Origin of the sequence: Aureispira anguillae (genome assembly GCF_026000115.1) — a bacterium.
GTDB classification, from domain to species: domain Bacteria; phylum Bacteroidota; class Bacteroidia; order Chitinophagales; family Saprospiraceae; genus Aureispira; species Aureispira anguillae.
In genome coordinates this window covers 3,876,301-3,900,286 of record NZ_AP026867.1, presented here as the reverse complement: position 1 = coordinate 3,900,286, position 23,986 = coordinate 3,876,301, and the positions used below count along the sequence as shown (strand labels likewise).

The following is a 23,986-nucleotide window of genomic DNA, read 5'->3' as shown; positions in this document are numbered from 1 at the left end:
TAGATATTAAAAGATCTTGCAGTAGCGTATAAAATATAGGATATTGTAGGTCTAATCGGTTTTCTACCCTAAATAGTTAAAAACTCTAATCGTTTCTTATTCCCAATTTCTAAAATCTAATGCCCAAATGGCATAATTAAGCCTGTTAATTAAAATTTCTACACGATTAGCTTAGATACGCCGTAATCACTCGTGAGCCAGCAAGTTGGGGGCTACGTGGTCGTGGCAGAGTTGTCAAAGAACGAAAAATAAAAAGGGGGGCTAAAAATCCTAAAACCATCTAATTATAAAGCGGAAAAAACAATTATGAAAGCAGTACTTTTTGGCATTTTGACTATTTTATGCATCGGAAAAACTTTGCAAGGGCAGGTTCAACACTCTTTAGAATGCGGGCTTGACTTAATAGAAGGAGGAATCGTTAAACAACGAATGTTGGATAATCGGGCAACAGTTCACCCTAATGCTATTGAAGCCCTTCAACAGCGTCGTACCATTACTTGGATTCCTGTTACCATTCGTAATGTTGGAGATGATAATGGAAATGGATATACTAGTGAACTGAGTATTTATGCAATGTTTTGTGACCTAAATAATGATTATGCGAGTCAGAATATTCAGTTTTATTTAAACAGCCCTATTACTTATCTAGATTTGCAGTCGATACACGATAACGCCTTTTCGAATGGTGCTAAAATGGCCATGCGCAACAATAAAGTTCCGAATACACTGAATATCTACGTAGGAAGATCGGTGAACAATCCAAGAGCTAGTTTTTATTCTGGAGGTATCAACGATTTTGTATTTATGTTGAATGCACAAGTTAGTGCTACAACGAATACTTGTTCTCATGAAATTGGGCACTTTTTTACGCTACCACATACGTTTTATGGCTGGGAAAATAAAGATTACCAAGCATTGTATGGAGGAACAAAAGCACCTGTTTATATCGGAGGTAAACTGGTAGAATACGAGGCTCGTACTGGGCCTACTGCCAATTGTAATACCGCAGCAGATGGTTTTTGTGATACGCCAGCAGATTATTATACAACTAGAGAATCTTGCCCTTATTCTGCTACTGGCTTAGTGGCTAGAGATCCAGATAGTATTATTATTTCTCCTAGCGATTCTAATCTCATGTCTTATTTCGCTTATGTTTGCCGAAGAACGTTTACAAACGATCAACAGAATGCTGTTTTGGCAGATATTATTTCTAGAAATTGGACTAATTTTTCGGCACCAGCTTCTACGGCAACTAGCTTGAGCGGAGCTCAATTTTCTCCAATTAGCCCATTGGCTGGACAAACAATTGCTGCATCAGGTGGGTTTGTAACTTTGTCTTGGAATCCTGTTCCTGGGGCTACAAGTTATTACCTTGAAATCTTTAATACGATTGGAGGAATTGCTGCGAATACGACTAGTCCAATTGCTAAATTGACCGTTTCGGGAACTTCTTATAATATTTTAGTGAATTCTTTAAACCTTAACAGCACCTATGCTTGGCGCATAAAACCATTAAATGATTATTATACTTGTTCTGATCTATCTACTTTTTATATGTTTAAATTTGGGCAGCTCACAAACTTGCAAAAATTAACCGACAATCAATCAAAAGTAGAATTAGCCATTTATCCTAATCCTGCAAGTGCGAGTGAAATAACGGTAGAAGTAGCTGCTGCCAATATTGAAAATGGAACTTTTAAATTATTAGCCGTAGATGGTCGAGTACTTGAAACTTATCCTGCTTCATCAATCCAAGAAGGAGTCAATCAATTTAAGTTGAATGTAGCCAGCTTAACAAGAGGAACTTATATTTTGGCCTTGTCAACTTCTACAGGAGTTTACCACAAAAAATTCTTAATTTTATAAGGTCATTTAGCCATAAAATCTCATTGATTTAATAAAGGCAGTCCTTTTAGGGGCTTGGTTGGTTAGTGAGTAGTTGCTAATCAACCAAGTTATATTGGCATAGATAAAACAGTAATAAATGGAAGATGAATTATTTAAATACCTGTCTCAATATATTACACTTACAGAAGAAGAGGCACATCAACTGATTCAGCTTGATTTGATTAAAAAATACAAAAAGGGGACTGTTTTATTGAAGGAAGGAGTCGTTTCAAATAAGAGCTATTTTGTATTAAAGGGATGTTTGAGAACTTATTATTTGGTCGATGGAGAAGAAAAAACAACTGCTTTTTATACCGAAAAACAGGGGATTAGTCCACAGTGTTGTATTACAGGAATTGCTTCCGAATATTATTTGACCTGTGTAGAAGATTGTATTTTATGTGTATCAACAACAGATATGGAGCAATCTTTTTTTGAGCAATTTCCAAGATTTGAAAGCCTTTGTAGAGTAATGGCTGAACAACAGCTCTCTGAACAACAAACTTCTTTTGATAAATACATGCATTCTAGCCCAGAACAACGATACGTTCATTTGATGGAGACTAGAGCAGACCTTATCCAACGAGTTCCTCAATATCAATTAGCGAGTTATCTAGGTATTAAGCCTGAGTCATTGAGTCGTATTCGAAAGCGACTATTCAACCAAAAGAAAAGCTGAGGCTTGCTTCCTTGATTTCTTAACCCAAGTCAATGAACCAAACTATTTAAGCTGTTAATTTTGTATTGTTTTTTTTACTAAAATAAATACAAAATGAATAAACAATTAGAAACAAGAGTAGATTTATCTACCTTATGGATCGTAGTTATGTTTACAATGGCTTTTGCTGATATTCTTGGTTTTATTACGCCTGGCGTTCTAAAAAAGATCGTGAACAATTCTATGGAAATAGAAATGACGGATTCCCTATTATTGATTTTTGCCGTTTTGGTAGAAATACCAATTCTGATGATTTATCTTTCTAGGCGATTACCTTATTCTATTAATCGTTGGGCGAATATTTTAGCAGCGATTATAACCATTTTATTTGTAATAGGGGGCGGGTCTTTGACCGTTCATTATATTTTCTTTGCCAGCATTGAAACCATTTGCATGCTCTTGATTATTGTGCGTGCTTGGCGTTGGCGTGAACTAGGCTGATTTTCCTAGCCATTAAATTTCTAAGCCAATATTTTATCTATTTGTTTTAAGATTGAGGGAACAACTTTTGCAAATGAAGTGTTGATATTCTTGATGACACTACTTATATTGTAGTTGATGACAATTGATAAAATCAGAAAAAGCCCTAATTAAAATAGTTTATTATATGTTTGGAAAGGTAAAAAAATGGTTTGGCATAGAGGGAACAAAAATAAGGTTGCATGTACTACCTACTTACCCTCATGATGTTGAAACAATTAATGGTGAAATTGAAGTCTACTCGAAACGCCCAGAGAAAGTATTAGCGATTAAGCTAAAATTTATAGAAGTTTATACTCGAGGAAGAGGAGAGGAGAAGCGCATTGATGAATATCTATTGGGGACTTGGGAATATAATAAGGCTATTGAAGTAAGCGATGGCAATTCACAAATGTTGTTTTTTAAGTTGGAGTTTAATCCCGTTGAATCTGCAATGGACAAACGAGCCTCAAAGGGACCGATGCGCCGAGGTTTAGTGCGTTTAATGAAATCGATGAAAGGCGTTCAATCAGATTACAGGATTGAAGCAGAGGCAATTGTTGAAGGCGGGGCTTGGAATCCAATTACTAAAGCAAAAATTATTTTTGATTAATTAAGAATTAAAATAATATCATCTTATAAATAAAAAAAGAACCTTTTGATGCACAAAAAATCAAAAGGTTCTTTAGTTTTGCGGCAACTTTAGAGATGTAGGTTTTTGATTTTAACTTTTAGGTTAGAATTAGAATTAAAAGGGAATCAAGTGTAAGTCTTGAGCTGTCCCGCAACTGTAAGTAGTTTTATCAATAGACTATGAGTCAGGAGACCTGCCTATGTCATTATTGGCAATGCTTTCGTGGATTGAAGCAACCAGTATAGGAGTCTTTTGCCTTCCTCTATTGGGCTAGATATATCTTTTTCAGGATAGGGCTAGCTTCTTTTCTGTTAGCATAGTAAAATTTTTTTTCATTTAAATTTAATTGCTATGCAATCCTTAGTAAAATTTACATTTTTAATTGGCTTATTGTTAGGAACTATCACAACTATTATGGCTCAAAATGAAGCGATTATTGTTGTTAATGGTGGTATTTTTGGTGTAACGAATGCCAATACAACTATTGAAGATCTAAACTCAGGTACTGCCATCAACATGGGAACGATAGGAACCACCTCTATTCAAGATATTGTGGTTGATGGTCAATATGCTTATGTTGCAGCGCAGGATAGTATTGTAAAGTATGATTGGACGACTAAGACCAAAGTAGCTGCTAATGCTTTTGGCGGAGCTAGTACCGTTAAATTGGCGGTTCATGGCGGTCATTTATTGGTGGGCAACTGGTATGAGCCTTGGGGCTGGACAGGTGCATACAATCACCATTTTCACATCTTTAATACTTCCGATTTGTCATTAGTGGATAGTATTCCACAAGTGACGAAGCCAGCAGATGATTTTGTAGTAATAGGAGACTATGCTTATATTGCTCAAAATAACGATAAAACAGTAGGTTGGGGAGATACGCTTGGATACCTTGCTGTTGTTGATCTAACAAACTTTTCGCTAGTGCGTTATGATACCTTATCTACTACTGGAGAAGAAATCGGGCGCTTAGTTGCAGAGGGGGATATGGTCTATGCTATTAATGGTTCCAGCAACACTATTTCTAGTTATAATACACAAACCTTGGCTAAATCTACACAAGCAGCAGCGGGGGGAATGGATCTAAAACCAGCTGCTTATGGACCAACTGCCTTTACAAAAGGAGCAGGTGTTTGGTATTTTCCTTATGATAGTGGGGTAGGAAGTTATAACTTATCGACCAACGCTATCGTAACGGCTAATCTTGTTAATATTTCGGGTAGTTTTGCCTTTGTTATGGATACCTTTAATAATAATTTCTGTGTGAGTCATATTAATTATTCTGACCAAACGCAAAACAAAGGTAGAATTTACGACATGAATGGAGATAGTGTTGGAATGTTCCAAGTTGGATTTTCACCAGAAGCGTTGGCTATTGTTTCTCATACCATTTCTGGTACGGTACAGTTGGCAGGCAAGGATGAACTAAATTATAGTATTATGCCTAATCCTGTACAAACTATTTTGACCGTAAATTTAGAAGCTGCTGAAGAAGTAAGCCTATTGGTGATTAATCAAGTAGGTCAGCAAGTATTGGCACAAACATCTACCGCCTCAACAACAACCCTTGATGTAGCTCATTTGCCTGCTGGCGTATACTTTTTGGCAGTTGTCAATAAGGAAGGGGTAATGAGAACACAACAATTTGTAAAGCAATAGATTTTAAAAAATAAGATGTTCTTAGAGAAGCCATCAAAAACAGTCGTTTTTGATGGCTTCTTTTTTATCCCCATATACCAAAACAGGTCTAACAAAAGGGTTACTTTTAGAATCAAGGAACATTAACATTTTTAATGTTAAAAAAACAAGTTATTAATCAGCTAAAAGCAGAAATAGATACAATGAAAACACATCTAATCTATCTTTTTTTATTTTTTGCAAGTGCTTTTTTACAAGCCCAAGACACCACCAAGGTATTGTTTATTGGCAATAGCATTACCTACTTTAATAATATGCCCTTTACTTTTGAGGCCATTGCGAATTCTTTGGGGGACACCACAGCAGTAACCATGTACGCACCAGGAGGAACGGGGTTTTTGAATCATGTAGGAGATGCCAATGTATACAATCATTTTAGACAAGAAGAGTGGGATTATGTTGTTTTACAACCAGGATCAGGCGATTCGGGAGGCGCAGCAGTAGGAGGGACACCTGTAGGAACTACTGTACAGCGGATAAACATCTTATTGGATTCTATCTATGTACATAGTCCTTGCGCAAAAGTGCTTTTTTATGAAATTTCCAATGGGGTCACAGGAAATACAACAGCAGCTTTAACCAATTATAATGCTATTATGGATTTGATAAAATCAAATGTGGAATATTTTTCGGATAGCACAGCATTGGGCTTTGCGCCAGTTGGAGAGGCCTTTAGAACCGCTTGGAACAACAACCCGAATGATTTGTTGTGGGGGAGTTATGGTGATATTCATCCTAATGCCAAGGGGTCTTACCTTGCAGCCTGTGTCTTTTATGCATCTATTTTTCAGAAACCTTCTACTGGAACGACGATCTCCAACACTTTGACGGCTTTGGAAGCAAGTAGTTTTCAGCAATTAGCAGATACCCTTGTTCTGAATAATCTTTCAGATTGGAGAATAGGAACCTACGATCAGTTTACAGATTTTAATTATATCCTAACCAATAATTCGGTTAATTTTAATAATGGCTCTCAAAATATCGATAGTTTAGTCTGGGATTTTGGGGATTTAACGACTTCAACAGATTGGAACCCTACCCATAACTATCTTTCTATCGGGAGTTACCCTGTAACACTCACTACTTACCAAAATGGCTGTGCTCAAACGATAAGCCAAACGGTTGTGATAGGAACGTTAGCTGACCATAGAATAGAAAGAGAAGACGATTGGAATATTTACCCTAATCCAACGCATAATTTTTTGCAGCTAGCATTAAAAAATAAGAGCGATGATTTTAGTTTTGAAGTATATAACCATACAGGGCAGCTAGTAATGAAAACGAAAGAAACTAGGATAGATGTTTCATCCCTTTTGAGTGGAATCTATATCCTTAAAATCATTAATACAGAAACATTGGAGTGCAGTAGCAAAAAATGGTTAAAATATTAGTTACGATCTTGTGCTTTTTGGTATTTTGGAGACTAGAATAAAACAGCTAAAAAAGATCATTCTTTAGCTAATTATGTGGTAAATGCTAAACAAGGGGAAGCTTTTAACTATTTTAGCTTCACTGCTACTTTGTGATTTTAGAAGAAAGTTATAGATAGTAAGTCGTATGTCCTGTATTGACAGGAACTAGGCATACGACTTACAACCTATAACTTATAACAAAAGCAGCAATAAGCAGGCAAAATCGTTTTTTATTCCACACAATTGATCAAAGAACCCAAAAGATAATAAGCTAAGAAATTTTATGGCATGGCAGTATTAGAATATGAAGGGCAAAAATACCAAAAACGCAAAAGTGCAAGGGTAGAAGATGTGCTAACAATAGAAGAAGTTTTACAAATTACCATCAATAATTTTCCGTTTACAGTAACCATGCGCAGTCCTGGCAACGACAATGCGTTGATCCGTGGTTTGTTGTTTTCGGAAGATGTTTTGCGAGATCAAACAATAGACCTGCCCATTCAGTATCGAAAAAAAAATGCGATTACTACTATTGCCAATGTATCGTTGGATAAAAAGCTCTTGGGGGCAGGTATAAAAAGTACTAGAAGTTTATTGTCTGTTTCTTCCTGTGGAATTTGTGGTAGGCAAGAGCTCGATACGACTTCAACGTTTAAAAATTGTTTGACTAAAAACGCAAAACTCAGCATCGATCGGCTGTACCAATCTTTTGAGACAATGAGTCGTTTGCAAAATGATTTTTTACGTTCAGGAGGCTCACATGCAGCGGCGGCTATTTCTGAAACGGGGGAATTATTGAGCCTGATGGAAGACATTGGGCGGCATAATGCTGTGGATAAAGTAATTGGCGATTTAATTAATAAAAAAAAATTGGATAAAGCAACAGGTATTTTGGTGAGCGGACGTATTTCTTATGAGATTGTCTCTAAGGTCTTTTGTGCTCAAATACCTATTTTGGCTGCTGTTTCGGCTCCTTCTTCCTTGGCTGTTGAATACGCCAAACAATTTGGGCTAACGCTATTGGGTTTTTGTCGGGAAGAACGGGCAACTTGTTATGCAAATGATTGGAGGATTGTAGGATAAAAACAAGAAAACTCCTCAAACAAAAGTATCTTTTAGAATTAGCGTCTATCATTCTTATTGTTTGAGGAGGATAAAAGGATTATTGTTTAATGATCTTTTTTAAGCTGCTAAAGCTTTTGTTGTCAATGCTTAATTGTACAAAATAAACGCCAGCGGCAAGCTCGTTCATAGGAATATTGATTCTATTGTGCCCTTGAGTAATGGAGTAGGTGCCCATATTTACTAAACCTCTTCCTAGTAAATCAACGATTTTAATTGCTACACTGTTGTTTTGTTGTGCATGAAAATTTAATACAGCATTATCTTGGGTTGGGTTAGGGCTGATGTGAATCTTGTTTACAAACGCACCTGACATTTGTACAGTTGCTATATTACAGATATACCGAGCATCTGTGGAATGGTCTACCTGTTTTAATCTATAATAATAAGTTAGACCATCAGCAACTTGTGCATCAATATAGGCATAGTACTGGGAAACATTGGTCGTTCCCAAGCCATCCACCCATCCAATTTCTTCAAATAGAATTCCATCTGTGCTGCGTTCTATCACAAAACCAAGATTATTGTCTTCATGGATGGTTACCCATTGTAGATGAATGCTATTTTTTTGCTGGACAGCACGAAATTGATCACACTTTACAGGGAGAAGAGCACAACCAACGAGTGTACTTCTTTGTGTTACGCAAACCCCATCAGCAGCAGTACATCGATAAACACTGGTAATATTTGGTCTGGCGATAACATTGGCACTAGTACTAATGGTAGTAGCAGGGCTAATCGAACCGCTAATTGTATTGCTATTGGCATTGGTACTATCCCATGCATAGGTATAGTTAGATATAGCACCAACGGTGTTGGGAGTAAAAACAACTCCATCGTTACTAGCAGTCCAAGTGCTTGCATTTCTGCCCGTTACAACAGCAGCATTACTGCCCGTTGCATCCTCTATACCCATGGTATGAGTGCCTGTAGGATCAGGTTGAGTAGTGGTATGAATTTCTATACTGTTTGTGGCTTCTATTAAATGAACTTGAGTCGTTACGTTGTTTCCAGAAGAGTAGTGATCCACATTAAAAAACTCCATTACAAGTATTCTATTTGGAGCAGAACCAACCGTTTGGTAACGAATGACATTTAGATTAGGTTGCCCTCCGTTGCCAGGGTCAAGATCTTCCCAAGCGAATGCAATTAGATTATTGGGAGCGGTAGTAGAAGGTAAGTTTTGTCCTGAGCAGCAACCAGAAGAAGAACCGCTATTAAAGGTAATAAAGCCATTGGAACTAATAAAAAAGTTGCTGTAATTGGTTCCCCAGAAATTAAACGAAAAACCAATTGGTAAACTTCCACTAAGTGCATCATCTCCCAAAGAAACATTGGTGCCACTGGTAATAGATATTGGTGCAAATGGAGTTGTGCTAACTGTATAACCTCCTAAAACTGGAATAGGGGTATCGCCATTTAGAGCAGCTGTTATCGGAACAGCTGGGTCTCCTACACAATAATTTATACTACTGGTATTGGGGGTAAAGACTAAGTCCATTGTATGGTTGGCGATAGTTGTTGTATTGGTTGCTGTACAACCTACTGGATCGGTATAAGTCACCGAAAAGGTGGCAGGGGCAGTTTGAATAGTTGCAATAGGGTTAGAAATACTAGGATCAGATAAAGTGTTGGGGTTGGATGAGCTCGTATTGATGGCACTCCAACTATATGTTCCAGTGTTGCTTGCTGTTAAGGCTTGTAGTTGTTTCGTTGTTTCATTAGGACATTTGATCGTATCTTGAGCTGGAAAACTTATGCTAATGGGTTTTATGGTAAACCCTAAGGTTTGTTGTCCAACGACGGGGCATGCGCCATCATTAAAATTAATAAAGAATGCTTGGTTATTGATTGATGAAACAACCCAACTTACTGCTATATGGGCTGGATTGCCATGGGTAACGCTTACAGACGCTCCTGGCAATGCAGTCGTAATGTTGTTGCTAATCGTAACGATATCGATTCCATCGAGGTCAGGGCAGCTGATTTCAAAAGATAGTGTATTTCCTATACAAGTTTCAAACGCATTGCCATTTAGAACCGCTCCTCTAAGGTTGGTAATAGGATCTGGGCTTGGGCTATTATTGGTACAAGATATAACCACAATTTCCATATCCCGCATAACCGTTCCTATTAAAATACCATTTCTATATTCCTGAATGAGAACAGCTACTACTCCAATTTGCAAGACATCTGGAGTAAAGTTCATTTGCCCCGTTGTTGGATCAAAATTAAAGGCTCCTGTACTAGACAAAGGCTGAGTGGCACTGAAACCAACATTGTGACTAACATCTAAGGTAGCGCTTTCTTTAGGATTAATTAAAGTAAAAACTAGCGAGTCTCCATCTATATCTGTTGTTCCATGATTATAACTAAAGGCTTGATTGACGCAGATATAAGGAATTGGAGGCGTTGAAAAAGTAGGTGAATTATTGCAACTGGCGGCAACATTATTGATGGTTGCTTCTACATACATTGATCCTGTATTCGAATTGGTGATCGCTGAATTACGGCAACAATCGGAAAAAGAGGCTACCCAATCTGTACAAGCACCAGATAGCGTTACGGTTGCGGTATAGGTATAAACTTCAACTCCTTGTAAACTTCCCCCATTACAAGTACTATTGGGCAATTGATCTGGGCACAAAGGAGAGGCTTCTGCTACGGATTGTTGCGTCATTGATATAGATTGACTGCTACCACAACCTGAAGCTGAGCTAATTGCCAAAAGGGGCGAGGCAGGCGCTGAAATACCAGCACAATCTCTGTAAAATGATAAAGTAAATACATACGTATTTCCTCCTACACAGCTATAGGATAAATCTGCTCCCATATTATGAGAGGCATATGCTGAGATAGAAAATAAGCAGCAAAAAAGTAAACTAAAATAATGAATCTTTAAGTTGTTGTGGAACATATCTTTGTTAAGATTAATAGTGCAATGATATTCTTTTAATCAAGTTAAATTTAAGAAAGAATGTACCGTTTATTAATTGCTTGTATTACAATGTTTTACGACAAAACGGGCTCTAGCTTTTTTCCTTTTATAGGAAAAAGTCTTTAATATGGAAATAGATAATAAGAGGTATTAGTGGGAATGAATCTGCTTTGGGTAAACGTTTTTTGGGTTAAGTTATTGGAGTGTAAAGGAGTTAAATTAAAAGACTTTATAAATTTAATAATTTATAAAGTCTTTATATAGAAAAAGATAAGATTTTTGTACAAAAAGTTAAGTTTTGATGATTTCAACTTCAATAAACTTAGATGCAGGCGTGTTGCTTTTTTTTGCAATATTATCAATATGAACCAAAGCATTCGTTTCAGGGAAGTAAGTACCAATGCAACCTTTGGCAATATCATAGGCAATGACCTTAAAATTTTTGGCTGTTCTTTGCTCTCCCTTATAATGACTAATGAAATGAATAATATCTTTGTTTTGGAGCCCTAATGTTTTCATGTCTTCTTGGTTCATTAAGGCAACTCTTCGCTCATTAAGAATTCCTCGATAACGATCATCTAAACCATATATAGTGGTATTGTATTGATCGTGGGTGCGAATGGTCATCATAATAAAATGCCCTGGCTTTACCGTTCGTTTTGGAATCGGATTAATGGTTAATTGCGCTTTTTTAGAAGGGGTATTAAATTTTCGATCTCTAGCACAATTGGGGAGATAAAAACCTTCTGGTTGACGAACTCGTTGGTTATAATTCTCAAAACCTCCGATTACTGTTTCGATATGATTTCGTATGGTGTCATAATTATCAATCATTTGACTCCAATTAACAGTAGACGAAGAACCAAAGGTGGCTTGGGCAATTCCTGTTACAATAGCTGGTTCACTTTTTAGGTGAGGAGAGGCTGGTTCAAAACTGCCTTGACTTTGATGGACAACCCCCATTGAATTTTCAACAGTGACGAATTGTCTTCCTGATGATTGAATGTCTTCTTCGGCTCTTGACAGGCAAGGCAAGATAAGTGCTTCTTTACCTGTTACCAAATGAGACCGATTGAGTTTGGTTGATATTTGTACGGTTAAGTCACAATTTTGGATTGCTTCCCCTGTTAGCTGGCTATCTGGTGTCGCTGAAATAAAGTTGCCCCCCATTGCTATAAATACTTTCACTGCATTTTGATGCATGGCATGGATAGCATGGACAACATCATAACCGTGTGCTCTAGGAGATTGGATGTTGAATTCCTTGTCTAGATTAGAGAGAAATAGTTCAGGGGGAGCTTCCCATATACCTACGGTTCTATCTCCTTGTACATTACTATGTCCTCGAACGGGGCAAGTTCCAGCACCAACTTTGCCAATACTTCCTTTTAGGAGCAAGATATTGACAATTTCACGGATATTTTGCACCCCATTTTCATGTTGTGTAATGCCCATAGCCCAGCAAATAATGATTTTTTTCTTTTGGATCAAGAGTGCTGCAAATTGTCGAATTTCGCTTTCAGATACGCCACTTTCTGCTACTGCATCTAAAAAATCAACTTGTTTTAGATCTGCTATTAAGGCCTCGTAGCCTTCACAATGTTCTTCTAAAAAGGGAAGGTCAAATACAGTACCAGGCTGCTTTTCTTCTGCCTCTAGCATCAATATCATAGCAGCTTTTAATAAAGCCACATCTCCGTTTATGCGTACTTGTAGGTATTGATCAGCAATAGAAGTACCACCTGTAAGTACATCACTCACACTCTGTGGATTGACAAAACATTCTAGCCCTGGTTCAGGAATTGGATTGATACTAACTACTTTGCCTCCATTTTTTTTGCATTTTGCCAATGCTGTGAGCATACGAGGATGATTGGTTCCTGGGTTTTGCCCAATAACGACCACGACCTCTGCTTGATGAATATCTTCTAAAGTGACCGAGCCTTTACCAATACCAAGTGTTTCTCCAAGTCCTTTTCCACTGGATTCATGGCACATATTAGAACAGTCGGGAAGGTTATTGGTTCCGAGCTGCCGTGCTAACAATTGATACATAAATGCGGCCTCATTACTTGTTCGTCCAGATGTATAAAATACAGCTTCATTTGGCGATGATAAGGCTTGGAGGTGTTGGGCAATTATTTCAAAGGCTTTGTCCCAAGAAATAGGTTCATAATGAGAGCGATCTGCAGCCAAATACATAGGCGCTGTAATCCTTCCCGATTTACCAATTTTATAATCGGTCCAATTGCTCATTTCTTCTACACTGTGTGCGGCAAAAAAAGCGGGCGTAACTCGTTTTAAGGTGGTTTCTTCAGCTAGTGCCTTGACACCATTTTCGCAGTATTCGCCCAAAGAAGATCGCTTGCCGTCTGGATCAGGCCAAGCACAGCCAGCACAATCAAAGCCCCCCTTTTGATTCATCTTATTAAGTCTTTTGATGCCTTGCCAGACTCCAATCTCTTTTTTTAAATGTTGGAGCGACGATACCAATGCAGGAATTCCTGCTGCCTTTTTTTTGCGAGCAGTGAGTTTTAGATCTTCAAAATTTTCAGGCGGAACAATTCGAACGTTTCTTTTCATAATGAGATAGTATTACTTGATACTTACTTTGTGAATGCTAGTGTTTTTAGTGCGTGGCTAATTTGTTTTGTTTAGTGGTTATAGACCATAAAAAAACATAGTTGTATTGGTATTGATTATTAGCCATTTGATGAATAACGTTTACTTTATTGGGTACCGTTAGTTAATTGCTAAGCAGTCACATAAGTAGTTGGTTATGTTTATTGTAAATGAATGAGGTCGAAAAAATATAGACAACCTCAATCTCTAAATGAATGCAAAAAAATAGGATCTTGAAGGTAGTAAATTATGCTAGAATTAACAAAAATGGCATCTATCTTTAAATTATAAGAAAACAAGACTATATTGTACGATCTTACCCAAGATACTTCTTAAAAAGTCCTGTGTGGAGTTTGGTAGAAGTACAAAATACTCAATAATTGATTTTTTATCTAACATTAGTTCGGTGAAAAAATTATTGGATTAATTTATAGGTATTTATGAGAGAGGCTTTATTGTTGGTTATCTGTAAATCAATTTGATAAGATAATGCTTTTGTTAAAGAAATTATCGAACTATTAATCTAAAACACTCCTAAAAAAACTACGTTATTATGGAAGAAACAAAATTTCTTACCGACATTGAAATTGCCCAGAATAATGAAATGGAGCATATCAAGACAATTGCTGCAAAACTTAATATCAATGAGGATGATTTGGAGTATTATGGAAAATATAAAGCAAAACTTCCTTTGTCTTTTATTGATGAAGAAAAAGTAGCGCAAAATAATTTGATTCTAGTTACAGCAATGACTCCTACTCCTGCAGGGGAGGGAAAGACAACGACTTCTATTGGATTGACAGAAGGATTGAATAAAATTGGCAAAAAAACGACGGTTGTATTGCGAGAACCCTCTTTGGGACCTGTTTTTGGTATCAAGGGAGGCGCAGCTGGTGGCGGTTATGCGCAGGTGGTACCAATGGAGGATATTAACTTGCATTTTACAGGTGATTTTTCGGCAGTAGAAAAAGCGAATAATCTGCTTTCTGCCCTAATTGACAACAATATCCAGAGCAAAACTAGAAATTTGGGCATTGATCCACGAACCATTGTTTGGAAGCGGGTAATGGACATGAATGACCGTGCCTTGCGCCAAATTACAATTGGTTTGGGAGGAACAGCCAATGGCATTCCTAGAGAGGATGGTTTTAATATCACGCCTGCCTCAGAAGTGATGGCCATCTTGTGCATGGCAAAGGATATGGAAGATTTGAAAACAAAATTAGGAAATATTTTTATTGGATTTACATTTGATAAAAAGCCAATTTATGCTAGAGATCTAAAAGCAGAAGACGCTATGGCGATTTTGTTAAAGGATGCCATTAAACCTAATTTGGTTCAAACGTTAGAAGAAAATCCTGCTATTATTCATGGTGGTCCTTTTGCCAATATAGCACAGGGAACCAATACCATTATTGCGACCAAAATGGGATTGTCTTTATCGGACTATGTGGTTACAGAAGCAGGATTTGGCGCAGATTTAGGAGCTGAAAAATTCTTGAATATAAAATGTGTTTCTGCTGGCTTAAAACCCAAAGCAGTGGTTTTGGTAGCGACCATTCGTGCATTGAGGCATCATGGTGGAGCCAAAAAGGACGAGTACAATACGCCTAGTTTAGAACGAGTAGAAAAAGGCTTTGAAAACCTTGAAAAACACATTGAGAACTGCCGTAAATTTGGTTTGAATCCAGTTGTTGCCATCAATGCATTTCCTAGTGATACAGATGCTGAGGTGCTTTGGATAAAAGATAAATGCAAAGAGATGGGCGTTCAAGCTATTGTTGCTGAGGGCTGGGCACATGGTGGAGATGGAATGGTTGATTTGGCAAATGCTGTTGTGACAGAGGTAGAGTCTGGACAAAATAAATTTGAAGGCTTGTACGATTGGAATTTACCCGTTAAGGAAAAGATTGATAAAATTGCCAAAGAAATCTATGGAGCTACTGAGGTAATTTATTCTAAACGAGCAAAATTAGATTTAAAACGCATTGCTCGTTTGGGGCTAGAGCATCTGCCAATCTGTATGGCTAAAACACAAAAATCATTTTCTGATAACGATAAATTGCTGGGGCGACCCAAAGATTTTTCAGTTAATGTTCGAGAGTTTGAATATGCAGTTGGAGCGGGCTTTATTATTCCTATCTTGGGCAAGATGATGCGCATGCCTGGTTTGCCAGCAGTGCCTTCTTCTGAGGGAATGACCATAGATAACACTGGAAAAATATCAGGGCTTTCCTAAGAAATTTAGCATTAGATAACGAGTTAGTTTTTACCTAACTCGTTATCTGTTTATAATAGGAAGGTCTTAGTATTATTATTTATACTCATCACAATATTTGTCATAAACCCTTGCTGCAAGGGGATGCCCCAAATTAATTGCTTTTTTGAGATCTGCACAGGCTTTGTCGTGCAATAGTACTTGAAGGTAAATTAGCCCTCTATAATAATAAGGAGCAGCAAATTTAGGATTAAATTCGATTGCTTTGGTATAATCTTCAATAGCACCTTTCAAGTCATTTTCCTGTTGTTTAAGATAGGCCAATTTTACATAGAGATCTGCATTGGCTCCATCCATAGCTAAGGTCGTTTGAAAGTCTTTTTTCGCTTTTTCATAGTTGCCTAACTCAAAATAGGCTAAGCCCCGATAATAAATGTACTTTGATTTATAGGGGTTGACACGAATTGCATCGGTATAATCAGCTACTGCTGCTTCAAAATCATTGATTTTGACTTTTGATACTGCTCTATAGAAAAACAGAATGGGAGTAAGTTGTGGAAATTCATTGATTTGAATTGCCTCGTCCAGCATTTCAATGCTTTTTTTATAGCGCTCTCCATCAAAATGCACAATTGCTTCTTTCATCAATATTTCTGAATTTTTTTCAGGTTCTGGTGGTGGAAGTTGTGCGAAAAATTTGGAAGAATTAGCTTGGGTTAAGCTACTACTATCAATAGTAGAGGTGGTATCTTGTGCAAATATAGTGGTATGAATGGCTAACAAAATAAAAAGCCTTAGTGTGTTTGATAAGATCATGTTCAGCCTGTTTTGGTGAAAAATGGAACACAAAGATAATGATATCAAGTGATTATTAGGGATAATGGATGTAATTATATATAGAAAAAATACAGAAACAATGAAAAGTCTGCTCTCTTTAAACAATTAAAGTAACATTTTATCTCCATTAAGGGATCGATTGCAAAAGATATACCGCATCTATATTTATTTTATTTTGAAGCATTTTTTTCTTAATTTTTCGTCCGAAAAGGCATTCTAATAAGCTCAAAATATGGATAAGAAAGCTTATCTTTGTAGAGCGTTTTTGGATGAATTTTAATGGTAGTACAATAGAGGATTATGGCTTTTTTGTATTGATTGGATAAGCCAAATCTAACACTAAATAATATGTTAATAAATTGTAGAGGTAAGTTATTGGATTTGTCAAAGCCTGTTGTTATGGGAATATTAAATATGACACCAGATTCTTTTTATGAAGGTAGTCGTATCAAAACCCCAAAAAAATTACTTCAACAGGTCGAAATGATGTTAGAAGAAGGAGCGACAATTTTGGACATTGGTGGAGCTTCCTCCAGACCAGGGGCGGCACTTATTTCTGTTGAGGAGGAACGAAAACGGGTGATTCCTGCTATAGAATTAATTCGTCAATATTTCCCTAATGTATTCATTTCTATTGATACTTATAGGGCTACCATTACAAAAGAGGCAATCCAAGCAGGCGTACATTTGGTCAATGACATTTCTGCATCTAGTATAGATAAGGATTTGTTGGAAGTGGTTGCGCAGCATAAGGTACCTTATGTATTAATGCATATGCAAGGGAAGCCCCAAAACATGCAGGATCAACCAGTGTATGCAGATGAATTAACGGAAGTGCTCGATTTTTTTATTCAAAAGATTGCACTTCTAAAAGAGAAAGGCATCCAAGATATTATTTTGGATGTTGGTTTTGGTTTTGGAAAAACCTTGGAGCATAATTATCGCTTATTAAATAATTTGAACATTTATCAGATACTAAACTTACCAATGTTAGTTGGTATTTCTAGAAAATCGATGATTTGGAAATTGTTGGGGAACAGCCCCCAAGAGGCTTTGAATGGAACAACGGCATTGCATATGATTGCTTTGCAGCAGGGAGCTCATATTTTGAGAGTTCACGATGTAAAAGCAGCTCAAGAGGCTATTCAGTTGCATAGTATGTTACTCAACAATCTCTAAAACAAGTGGGGGGAAGAACTGGAGGTTGATTTAGAGAAAAGAACAAGATAAAATTATAAATGGAAGAAGATAAAAAGAGAGTATTAGGAATTCAGTTGCCAACAGATCCTCGATGGGTAAATATGGCTGAAATGAGCTTGGAAGATATTTTGACCGATCATGCTTTTTGTGAACAAAAAGCGACAACAAGTTGCATTAGTCTTATTCAACGGTATTCAGACAAAGAGTTACTCGTACAAAAAGTGACACCTATTGTTGCTGAAGAGTGGAGTCACTTTAGGTTGGTTTTAAAAGAACTTGAAAAACGAGGCTTAAAACTAGGGAGGCAACGAAAAGATGAATACGTAAACCAACTATTGCTGTTTGTTCGAAAGGGGGTAACTCCTGAAGACCTGCTATTGGATCGATTATTAGTTTGTGCTATGATTGAAGCCAGAAGTTGCGAACGATTTAGGTTATTGTCACTAAATATTAGTGATCAATCTTTGCGAAGTTTTTACCACAAGTTTATGGTTTCAGAAGCTGGGCATTACCGTTTGTTTTTGGACTTAGCAGAGCATTATATTGGCAAAGAAAAAACGCAAGAACGATGGAACGCTTGTTTGGCTTTTGAGGCAGCATTAGTAAAGCAACTAAAGCCAAGAGCAGATCGAATGCATTGATATATAGGGGTAACTTTTGGCGATTCTTTATTTGAAAAAATCGGTATATTATAAACATTGTGTTTTTGTGAACGCAAAATTTATGAGGAATAAAGCTAATGAAACAAAAGTCAAATCGTTGAAGACTTGTGCCAATTACCGTTCATCTTATTTGGTGAAGACCTTATAATGAAGGGATTGTTAACTTGTTTTTGCAACTATTTAAAAAAAAGCTTGTCATTAGTATGAGTCACTATATGAAAGATACGACAAATGGACCCCCAATCTATTCTAAGTTATTATTTGATTTTTGATTTTATAAATCATATACTTAACTATATTGCTACTTTATGATCGTACAAAAGACAAGATGAGCTGTGCTGGCTCATAAACGTAAAGTACCAACTACGAAAACTGTTGTTTGCCGCTAACGAACAACAAAATCGTTAATCTATAGTGTGTGAATAAAATAAATAATAGCTTAGGTTTTATTTTATGTTACCTCAAAAAGTCAAACTATGAAACAATTTTTTAACGTATTTCTCTTTATGCTTTTAGGAAACATTGCTTTGGGGCAATGTGGGGATGCCTTTTCTAAGAATATTAAGCATGGTAACATGCACAGTCTAACCACTAAAACACATATATTAGTTGCTCGGACAGATTTTGATTACAGTATTAGATTTGAGAACTCAGAAGAGGGAGTTACTGCTATTGTCACAACAACTGGACACAATTCAACGCTGATCAAGCCCCTAGAAAAAGATGATAAGTTGATGTTTATCTCTTCAACAGGGCAAAAATTTCCGTATAATTTTATTTACGATAGTGAGAAAACAACCATTCGAAATAGAGCAGCTTATATCAATACACTTCAATTGGATTTAAAAGCGATTGAATGGCTTTCTGATAATAATATTTCGCAAATTCGATTGGTGAATATGGTCGAAATGAAAATGTATCCTTATTCTTTGGATGCTGCACGTCAAGCTCAACTTCAGCAATCGGCAAGGTGTTTTTTGGAAGAGCTAGATGCTACTAAAGTTAAAGATAAAGAAATAAGCACGAGCATGAGGAGCCTTGCTAATGGGAATAAAAAAGCATCTACGACCGATAATAGTTCTGCCGCTAGTGTGATTGCTAAATCATCGGGCTCTCCTTGTGATCAATTAACAGATGCGGAAGAAAAGGAGCTTAAGCGTGAATTGGTTTTGAGAAAAGATGCTCTAAAGAATGAAATTGCAGAAATTAAAGAGCAAAATTCAAAAATTAAAGCTCGTCTAGCAAAGGATGTCTCGTTGGCAAAAGAAAATGCTGCTAAGACCCAATCTGAAATTGCTCAGCAAGTATTGGATGCTAGAAAAAAAGCAAACATTGAAATCGAGAAGGCTAGGGAAGAGGTAGCAACTGCTATCGAAGAAGCCCAAAAAACAGCCAATAGTATTGTGGAAAAAGCTCAATTGGAAGCCATAAAAACTCGTGAAAAATCCAACCAAAAAATTCAAGAAATCCAAGCAGACGAAGCAACTAAAGTAGCTGAGGCTCGCAAAGCAGCTGCCGAAAAAATGGCGGAGGCACACAAGCAATTTGAAATAGCTAAAGAGCAATATTCGGTAGAGATTCAAACCATAAAGGAAGCTGCACAAGAAGAATTAAATGCTATACAGGAAGAAGTTGCTGCAAAAATAGCTGAGGCAAAAAGAAAAGCAGAAAATGAGCGAAACTTAACGGCAAAGGATGTTTCTAATGCAAAACAATCTGCCGCTGCTGAGATTCAGGCTGTACGAGAAAAAGTGGCTATAGATATTGGGGAAACTAAGAAAAAAGCAGCTGAAGAAAAACAGGCTGCTCAATTGGAAGTCGCAGAAGCAAAAAGAAAGGCTTCAGAGGAAGTTGCCGAAACTCAGGAGAGAGCAGCGGCATCTGTTGCTGAAACGTTGGACAAAGCGGCTGTAGAGCGTGAAAAAATTGCTAAGCAAATCGAAACGGAAAGGACGTTGGCAGCAGAGGAAATTGCTAGAATTAAGTCTAGCGTTATTGATGCAAAAGAAAATGCAGCCAATGAGAATACCAAAACAGCAGAGGAAATAGCCGCTGCAAAGGCTAAAGCTGCCGAAGAAATTGCTAAGACAAAGGAATTAACTTCAGAGGCTGTTCTTAAATCTCGTGAAGAGGCAGAGACCAAGAAAAAAGAAATTGCGAGTGAAGTAATTGTTGCTAAAGAAAAGGCGGCGGCTGAAATTGCTAAAATTAGCGAGGAAATTAAGAAAAAAATTGAAGAGGCTAGAGCCAATGAAGCTAAGATAAAAGCAGAATCAGCAGAGGAAGTTGCCAGTGCGAGAGAAAAAGCAGCTACCGAGATTCAAAAGGCGCAGGAAGAGGCTATCGCTAAGATTGAGTCTGCCAATTTAGAGGCAAAAGATGCTAAGACTAAATATGTTGAGGATGTAAAAACTTCTCAAAATATAGCTTCTAAGCGTATGGAGGAAATTAAAACAGAAACAGCTAAACAAATTAAGGAGGCTAAGGCAAATGCTGAAAAATTAAAATCTGCTTCTGTAGAGGAAATTGCGCAAGCTAAAGAAAAAGCTGCTGAAGAACTGTTGGCTACACAGGAGGCTACACTTAACAAAATTGCTGCTCTAAAGGAGAAGGAAGCTACTACTCAAACAGAAATCGTTGAATCGATTGCTAAATTGCAACAAGAAGCGGCTGAGGAACGAGCAAAAATTAAAGAAAATTTAGCGAATGGTGTGGCTAGTGATAAAGAAAAAGCTGCCTTAGAACGCCAAAAAGCTGCAAATGAAATCGCTGAAACAAAGGAAAGGGCTGCTATGGAAATTGCAAAAACTAAGTCCGAATCAGCTTCGATTATTGAAGACATTAAAGCGAATACTGTTGCTGCTGAAAAAGAGGAAACCTTGCGTTTATTAAAAACTAGAGAAGAGGTTGCTGAGCAGATTGCTGTTGTCAAAGAGAAGGGGGCTATGGAAGTCGCAGAGGCTAAGGCTGCTTCTGAGGACAAAAAGATAGAAATTAAAAAAGAGTTGGATGCTACGGTTGATAAGGCGCAACAAGATATGGTAGAGGCCAAAGAAAAAGCGGCTACTGAAATCGCTGCTACTAAAGAAAAGGCGGCTACTGAGATTACGGATGCAAAGGCGAAGGCGAAAGCAGAAATTGAAAAAATCCAGCAAGAGAATGTTGCCACTAAGGCTACTTTGGAGGCCAATCTCAAAAAGGCACAGGAAGAAAATGCTGCCGCAATTGCTGCTTCTAAAGAAAAGTCTGCAGAGGAAATTGCTGCTACCAATGAAAAAACGGCCGCTGAGGTTGCTAAAATCAAGGCTAAAGTAAAAGAGGAGCAGGATAAAGCTACTGCTGCGGTTGCTGCTGTTAAAGAAAAATCTACGGTTGAGATAGAGGCGCTTGATGCTACGATTAAAACTAAAAAGGAAGAGATCGAAGCGCAAGAGAAAAAAGTAAAAATCTTAACAGAGCGTGTGGCTGAACTTCGAAAAGAGGTAAAAGAAGGAAGCAACTAAAAATAAATTATAAAACAACTTTGTTGGTTTTATTAGAAGAGTGTACTTAATATCTAGGTACACTCTTTTTAAATTTATGTTAAAACAGTTATTGCTTTAACAAAAAAATAGGCAATATTGCGTATTCCTTTTGTATTTTGTTGTAAAATTGGCAAAAATCTTGCGAAGAGTTGGTGGTATAAAACGATACCATGTTTTTACTACTTAAATTTATGAATCATTACTAATTAAAATAAAAGATGTTTATGAAACAACTATCATTGCTGATAATACTATTGATGTTAGGGATGTCTACGGTACAGGCTCAATATTCAAAAGTTGCTTATGTTGATATGGAAAAAATTATGAGTTCTGTAAAGGAGTATGAAACAGCGCAACGAGAGCTAGAACAGCAAGCTGAGCGTTGGAGACAAGAAATTGCCAAGGAATACGACCAGATAGAAACAATGTATCGAGAGTATCAAACTCGTGAACCTCTACTGAGTGATGAGATGAGAAAATCAAAACAGGAGGAAATTGTGAACAAAGAAAAAGCAGTGCGTAGCCTACAAAAATCTCGTTTTGGTCCAGAAGGGGAGTTATTTAAAAAACGCCAGAGTTTGGTGAAACCTATTCAAGAAAAAGTGTACAATGTGATTCAAAAATTAGCAAAAGATCGTAAATACGACTTTGTTTTTACTGCTCCTGATGGTGCGACACTTATTTATGCTGCCGATGATAAAGATTTGACCGCAGATGTGATCAAAAACTTGGCGAAATAATATGAACAAGGTATTAATAAAGGTTGTGCTGTGTTGCTTATTTTTTTGTTGCTCTGCTCAGGCGACTTTTTCGCAGCAGCGGATTGCGTATATTGATACAGATGTTATCATTAAAGCAATGCCTGAATATAGAATTACTCAATCGTCCTTAGAGACCTTCCAAAAGCAATTGCTTAAGCAGTTGGATGCCGAAAAAAAGGCCATTGCTCAGTATTATACTTCGGTGATTGAACAGGTGAAAAGAGGTGAAATGACAGCTCAACAGCAACAGGAGGCAGAAGTCAAACTTCAAAAAATGCAAAGCGACTTGGAGCAAAAAACGACAGAAGCTGACCAGCAGTTGGTTGCTAAAGAACAGGTATTGTCTAAGCCTATGTATGATAAATTTGAAAAGGGAATCGAAACCATTGCCCAAAAAAATAGTTACGCTTATATCTTAGATAAAAAACTATTGATGTATGCTACGGGGGGGATTGATGCAACCGATCAGCTCAAAAAAGAACTAGGTATTTAGCGTTCTAATACGCCTAATTTTTGCAGCCCTTCTTTCTTTTGTAGAAAGAAGGGCTGTTTTCTATCCTGTTCTTTGCTTTTCATAAAAATAGAGCGCTTTTAGAGGGCAGAGCGTTAAATATTGTTAAAAGCGTTTTGTTAATTCTGAGTGTAATGTTAAAGGGGATTAAATAGTTAGAATAAGGAACTATTTTCGATTTTTATTAAAATCAAAGGGGAAGTATTCTGCCCTAAAAAAAGACCTTATTATGAAGAACATCCAAAAATTATTAGTTCTAGTGGTGATGCTATTGGTTGTATCGTGGAGCCAAAATAGCTATGCACAACAGATTGCTTATATAGAAGCAGAGGCAATTGTCCCAGAAATGGCAGCCTATAAACGAGCAAAATCAGAAGTTGAAGCTTATGGTAAACAACTGCAAAAGGTGTTGGAACAAAAACAGGCGGATATGGAGGCTTATTATAAAGAAGTGATGGACTCTATTAAGCGAGGATTAATGACCCCTAAACAGCAACAAGAAGCAGAAGCAAAGCTGCAACGTATGCAAGCCGACTTGCAGAAGGATGCCATGGATGCTGAAAAGAAGTTAGCTCAAAAAGAAAGTGAACTAACAAAGCCGATCTATGAGGCATTTAATCAGGCCATTTCAAAAGTAGCAAAAGAAAATAATTATACTTATGTATTGGACAAAAAATTTATGTTGTACTCGGCAGGAGGGATTGATGCAACTGAAAAGGTAAAAACAGCATTGGGAATTAGCTGGTAGTTTTGTGCAATAGCCCAATTTATGCTAGCATA

17 protein-coding genes and 1 riboswitch are annotated in these 23,986 nt (G+C 37.1%); of the genes, 14 read left to right on the top strand and 3 right to left on the bottom strand.

From position 1 onward, the window contains the following. The first annotated feature begins 306 nt into the window (after window positions 1-306). From AsAng_RS15245 to fdhD, 7 genes are all read left to right on the top strand, one after another. Window positions 307-1,866, top strand: a complete 1,560-nt coding sequence (locus AsAng_RS15245; RefSeq protein ID WP_264787954.1) for a zinc-dependent metalloprotease — start codon at window positions 307-309, stop codon at window positions 1,864-1,866. 118 nt (window positions 1,867-1,984) lie between these two features. Next, window positions 1,985-2,566 carry a Crp/Fnr family transcriptional regulator gene (locus tag AsAng_RS15240; RefSeq protein WP_264787953.1) on the top strand — a complete coding sequence of 194 codons (582 nt, stop codon included), beginning with the start codon at window positions 1,985-1,987 and terminating at the stop codon, window positions 2,564-2,566. Between the two features lie 93 nt (window positions 2,567-2,659). Next, complete coding sequence (locus AsAng_RS15235) at window positions 2,660-3,046, top strand: DUF6326 family protein (RefSeq protein ID WP_264787952.1); 387 nt, start codon at window positions 2,660-2,662, stop codon at window positions 3,044-3,046. Between the two features lie 166 nt (window positions 3,047-3,212). Continuing rightward, entirely contained in the window at window positions 3,213-3,677 is a 465-nt protein-coding gene (locus AsAng_RS15230; RefSeq protein ID WP_264787951.1) for a hypothetical protein, read from the top strand. A gap of 82 nt (window positions 3,678-3,759) precedes the next feature. Further along, window positions 3,760-3,913: riboswitch (cobalamin riboswitch) on the top strand. A gap of 136 nt (window positions 3,914-4,049) precedes the next feature. Then, window positions 4,050-5,360, top strand: a complete 1,311-nt coding sequence (locus AsAng_RS15225) for a T9SS type A sorting domain-containing protein (RefSeq protein ID WP_264787950.1) — start codon at window positions 4,050-4,052, stop codon at window positions 5,358-5,360. Between the two features lie 182 nt (window positions 5,361-5,542). Further along, entirely contained in the window at window positions 5,543-6,790 is a 1,248-nt protein-coding gene (locus tag AsAng_RS15220) for a T9SS type A sorting domain-containing protein (RefSeq protein WP_264787949.1), read from the top strand. A gap of 309 nt (window positions 6,791-7,099) precedes the next feature. Next, entirely contained in the window at window positions 7,100-7,894 is a 795-nt protein-coding gene (fdhD, locus tag AsAng_RS15215; protein WP_264787948.1) for a formate dehydrogenase accessory sulfurtransferase FdhD, read from the top strand. 79 nt (window positions 7,895-7,973) lie between these two features. Here fdhD and AsAng_RS15210 read toward each other — a convergent pair whose 3' ends face one another. Together AsAng_RS15210 and AsAng_RS15205 are read right to left on the bottom strand one after the other, a co-directional pair. Further along, window positions 7,974-10,766, bottom strand: a complete 2,793-nt coding sequence (locus tag AsAng_RS15210; protein WP_264787947.1) for a T9SS type A sorting domain-containing protein — start codon at window positions 10,764-10,766, stop codon at window positions 7,974-7,976. A 396-nt stretch (window positions 10,767-11,162) separates the two neighbouring features. After that, entirely contained in the window at window positions 11,163-13,454 is a 2,292-nt protein-coding gene (locus AsAng_RS15205; protein ID WP_264787946.1) for an FdhF/YdeP family oxidoreductase, read from the bottom strand. Window positions 13,455-14,046: 592 nt separating this feature from the next. Here AsAng_RS15205 and AsAng_RS15200 point away from each other — a divergent pair. Then, window positions 14,047-15,732 (top strand): formate--tetrahydrofolate ligase, encoded by a 1,686-nt coding sequence (locus tag AsAng_RS15200; protein ID WP_264787945.1) that lies wholly within the window; start codon window positions 14,047-14,049, stop codon window positions 15,730-15,732. Between the two features lie 75 nt (window positions 15,733-15,807). Here the strand turns inward: AsAng_RS15200 and AsAng_RS15195 are convergent, their stop codons facing one another. Beyond that, window positions 15,808-16,527 (bottom strand): tetratricopeptide repeat protein, encoded by a 720-nt coding sequence (locus tag AsAng_RS15195; RefSeq protein WP_264787944.1) that lies wholly within the window; start codon window positions 16,525-16,527, stop codon window positions 15,808-15,810. A 420-nt stretch (window positions 16,528-16,947) separates the two neighbouring features. Between AsAng_RS15195 and folP the strand changes: the two genes are divergently transcribed. The 6 genes from folP (at window position 16,948) to AsAng_RS15165 (ending at window position 23,954) form a co-directional block, all read left to right on the top strand. Continuing rightward, window positions 16,948-17,727 carry a dihydropteroate synthase gene (gene folP, locus AsAng_RS15190; RefSeq protein WP_264787943.1) on the top strand — a complete coding sequence of 260 codons (780 nt, stop codon included), beginning with the start codon at window positions 16,948-16,950 and terminating at the stop codon, window positions 17,725-17,727. Between the two features lie 59 nt (window positions 17,728-17,786). Then, on the top strand, window positions 17,787-18,389 hold the full coding sequence (miaE, locus tag AsAng_RS15185) for a tRNA-(ms[2]io[6]A)-hydroxylase (RefSeq protein ID WP_264787942.1): 603 nt from the start codon (window positions 17,787-17,789) through the stop codon (window positions 18,387-18,389). A gap of 497 nt (window positions 18,390-18,886) precedes the next feature. Then, window positions 18,887-21,913, top strand: coding sequence for a hypothetical protein (locus AsAng_RS15180; RefSeq protein WP_264787941.1), 3,027 nt, complete (start codon window positions 18,887-18,889; stop codon window positions 21,911-21,913). A gap of 245 nt (window positions 21,914-22,158) precedes the next feature. Continuing rightward, window positions 22,159-22,674 carry an OmpH family outer membrane protein gene (locus AsAng_RS15175; RefSeq protein WP_264787940.1) on the top strand — a complete coding sequence of 172 codons (516 nt, stop codon included), beginning with the start codon at window positions 22,159-22,161 and terminating at the stop codon, window positions 22,672-22,674. Between the two features lies 1 nt (window position 22,675). Beyond that, window positions 22,676-23,188, top strand: coding sequence for an OmpH family outer membrane protein (locus tag AsAng_RS15170; protein ID WP_264787939.1), 513 nt, complete (start codon window positions 22,676-22,678; stop codon window positions 23,186-23,188). Between the two features lie 247 nt (window positions 23,189-23,435). Continuing rightward, window positions 23,436-23,954 (top strand): OmpH family outer membrane protein, encoded by a 519-nt coding sequence (locus AsAng_RS15165; RefSeq protein WP_264787938.1) that lies wholly within the window; start codon window positions 23,436-23,438, stop codon window positions 23,952-23,954. Window positions 23,955-23,986 lie beyond the last annotated feature (32 nt).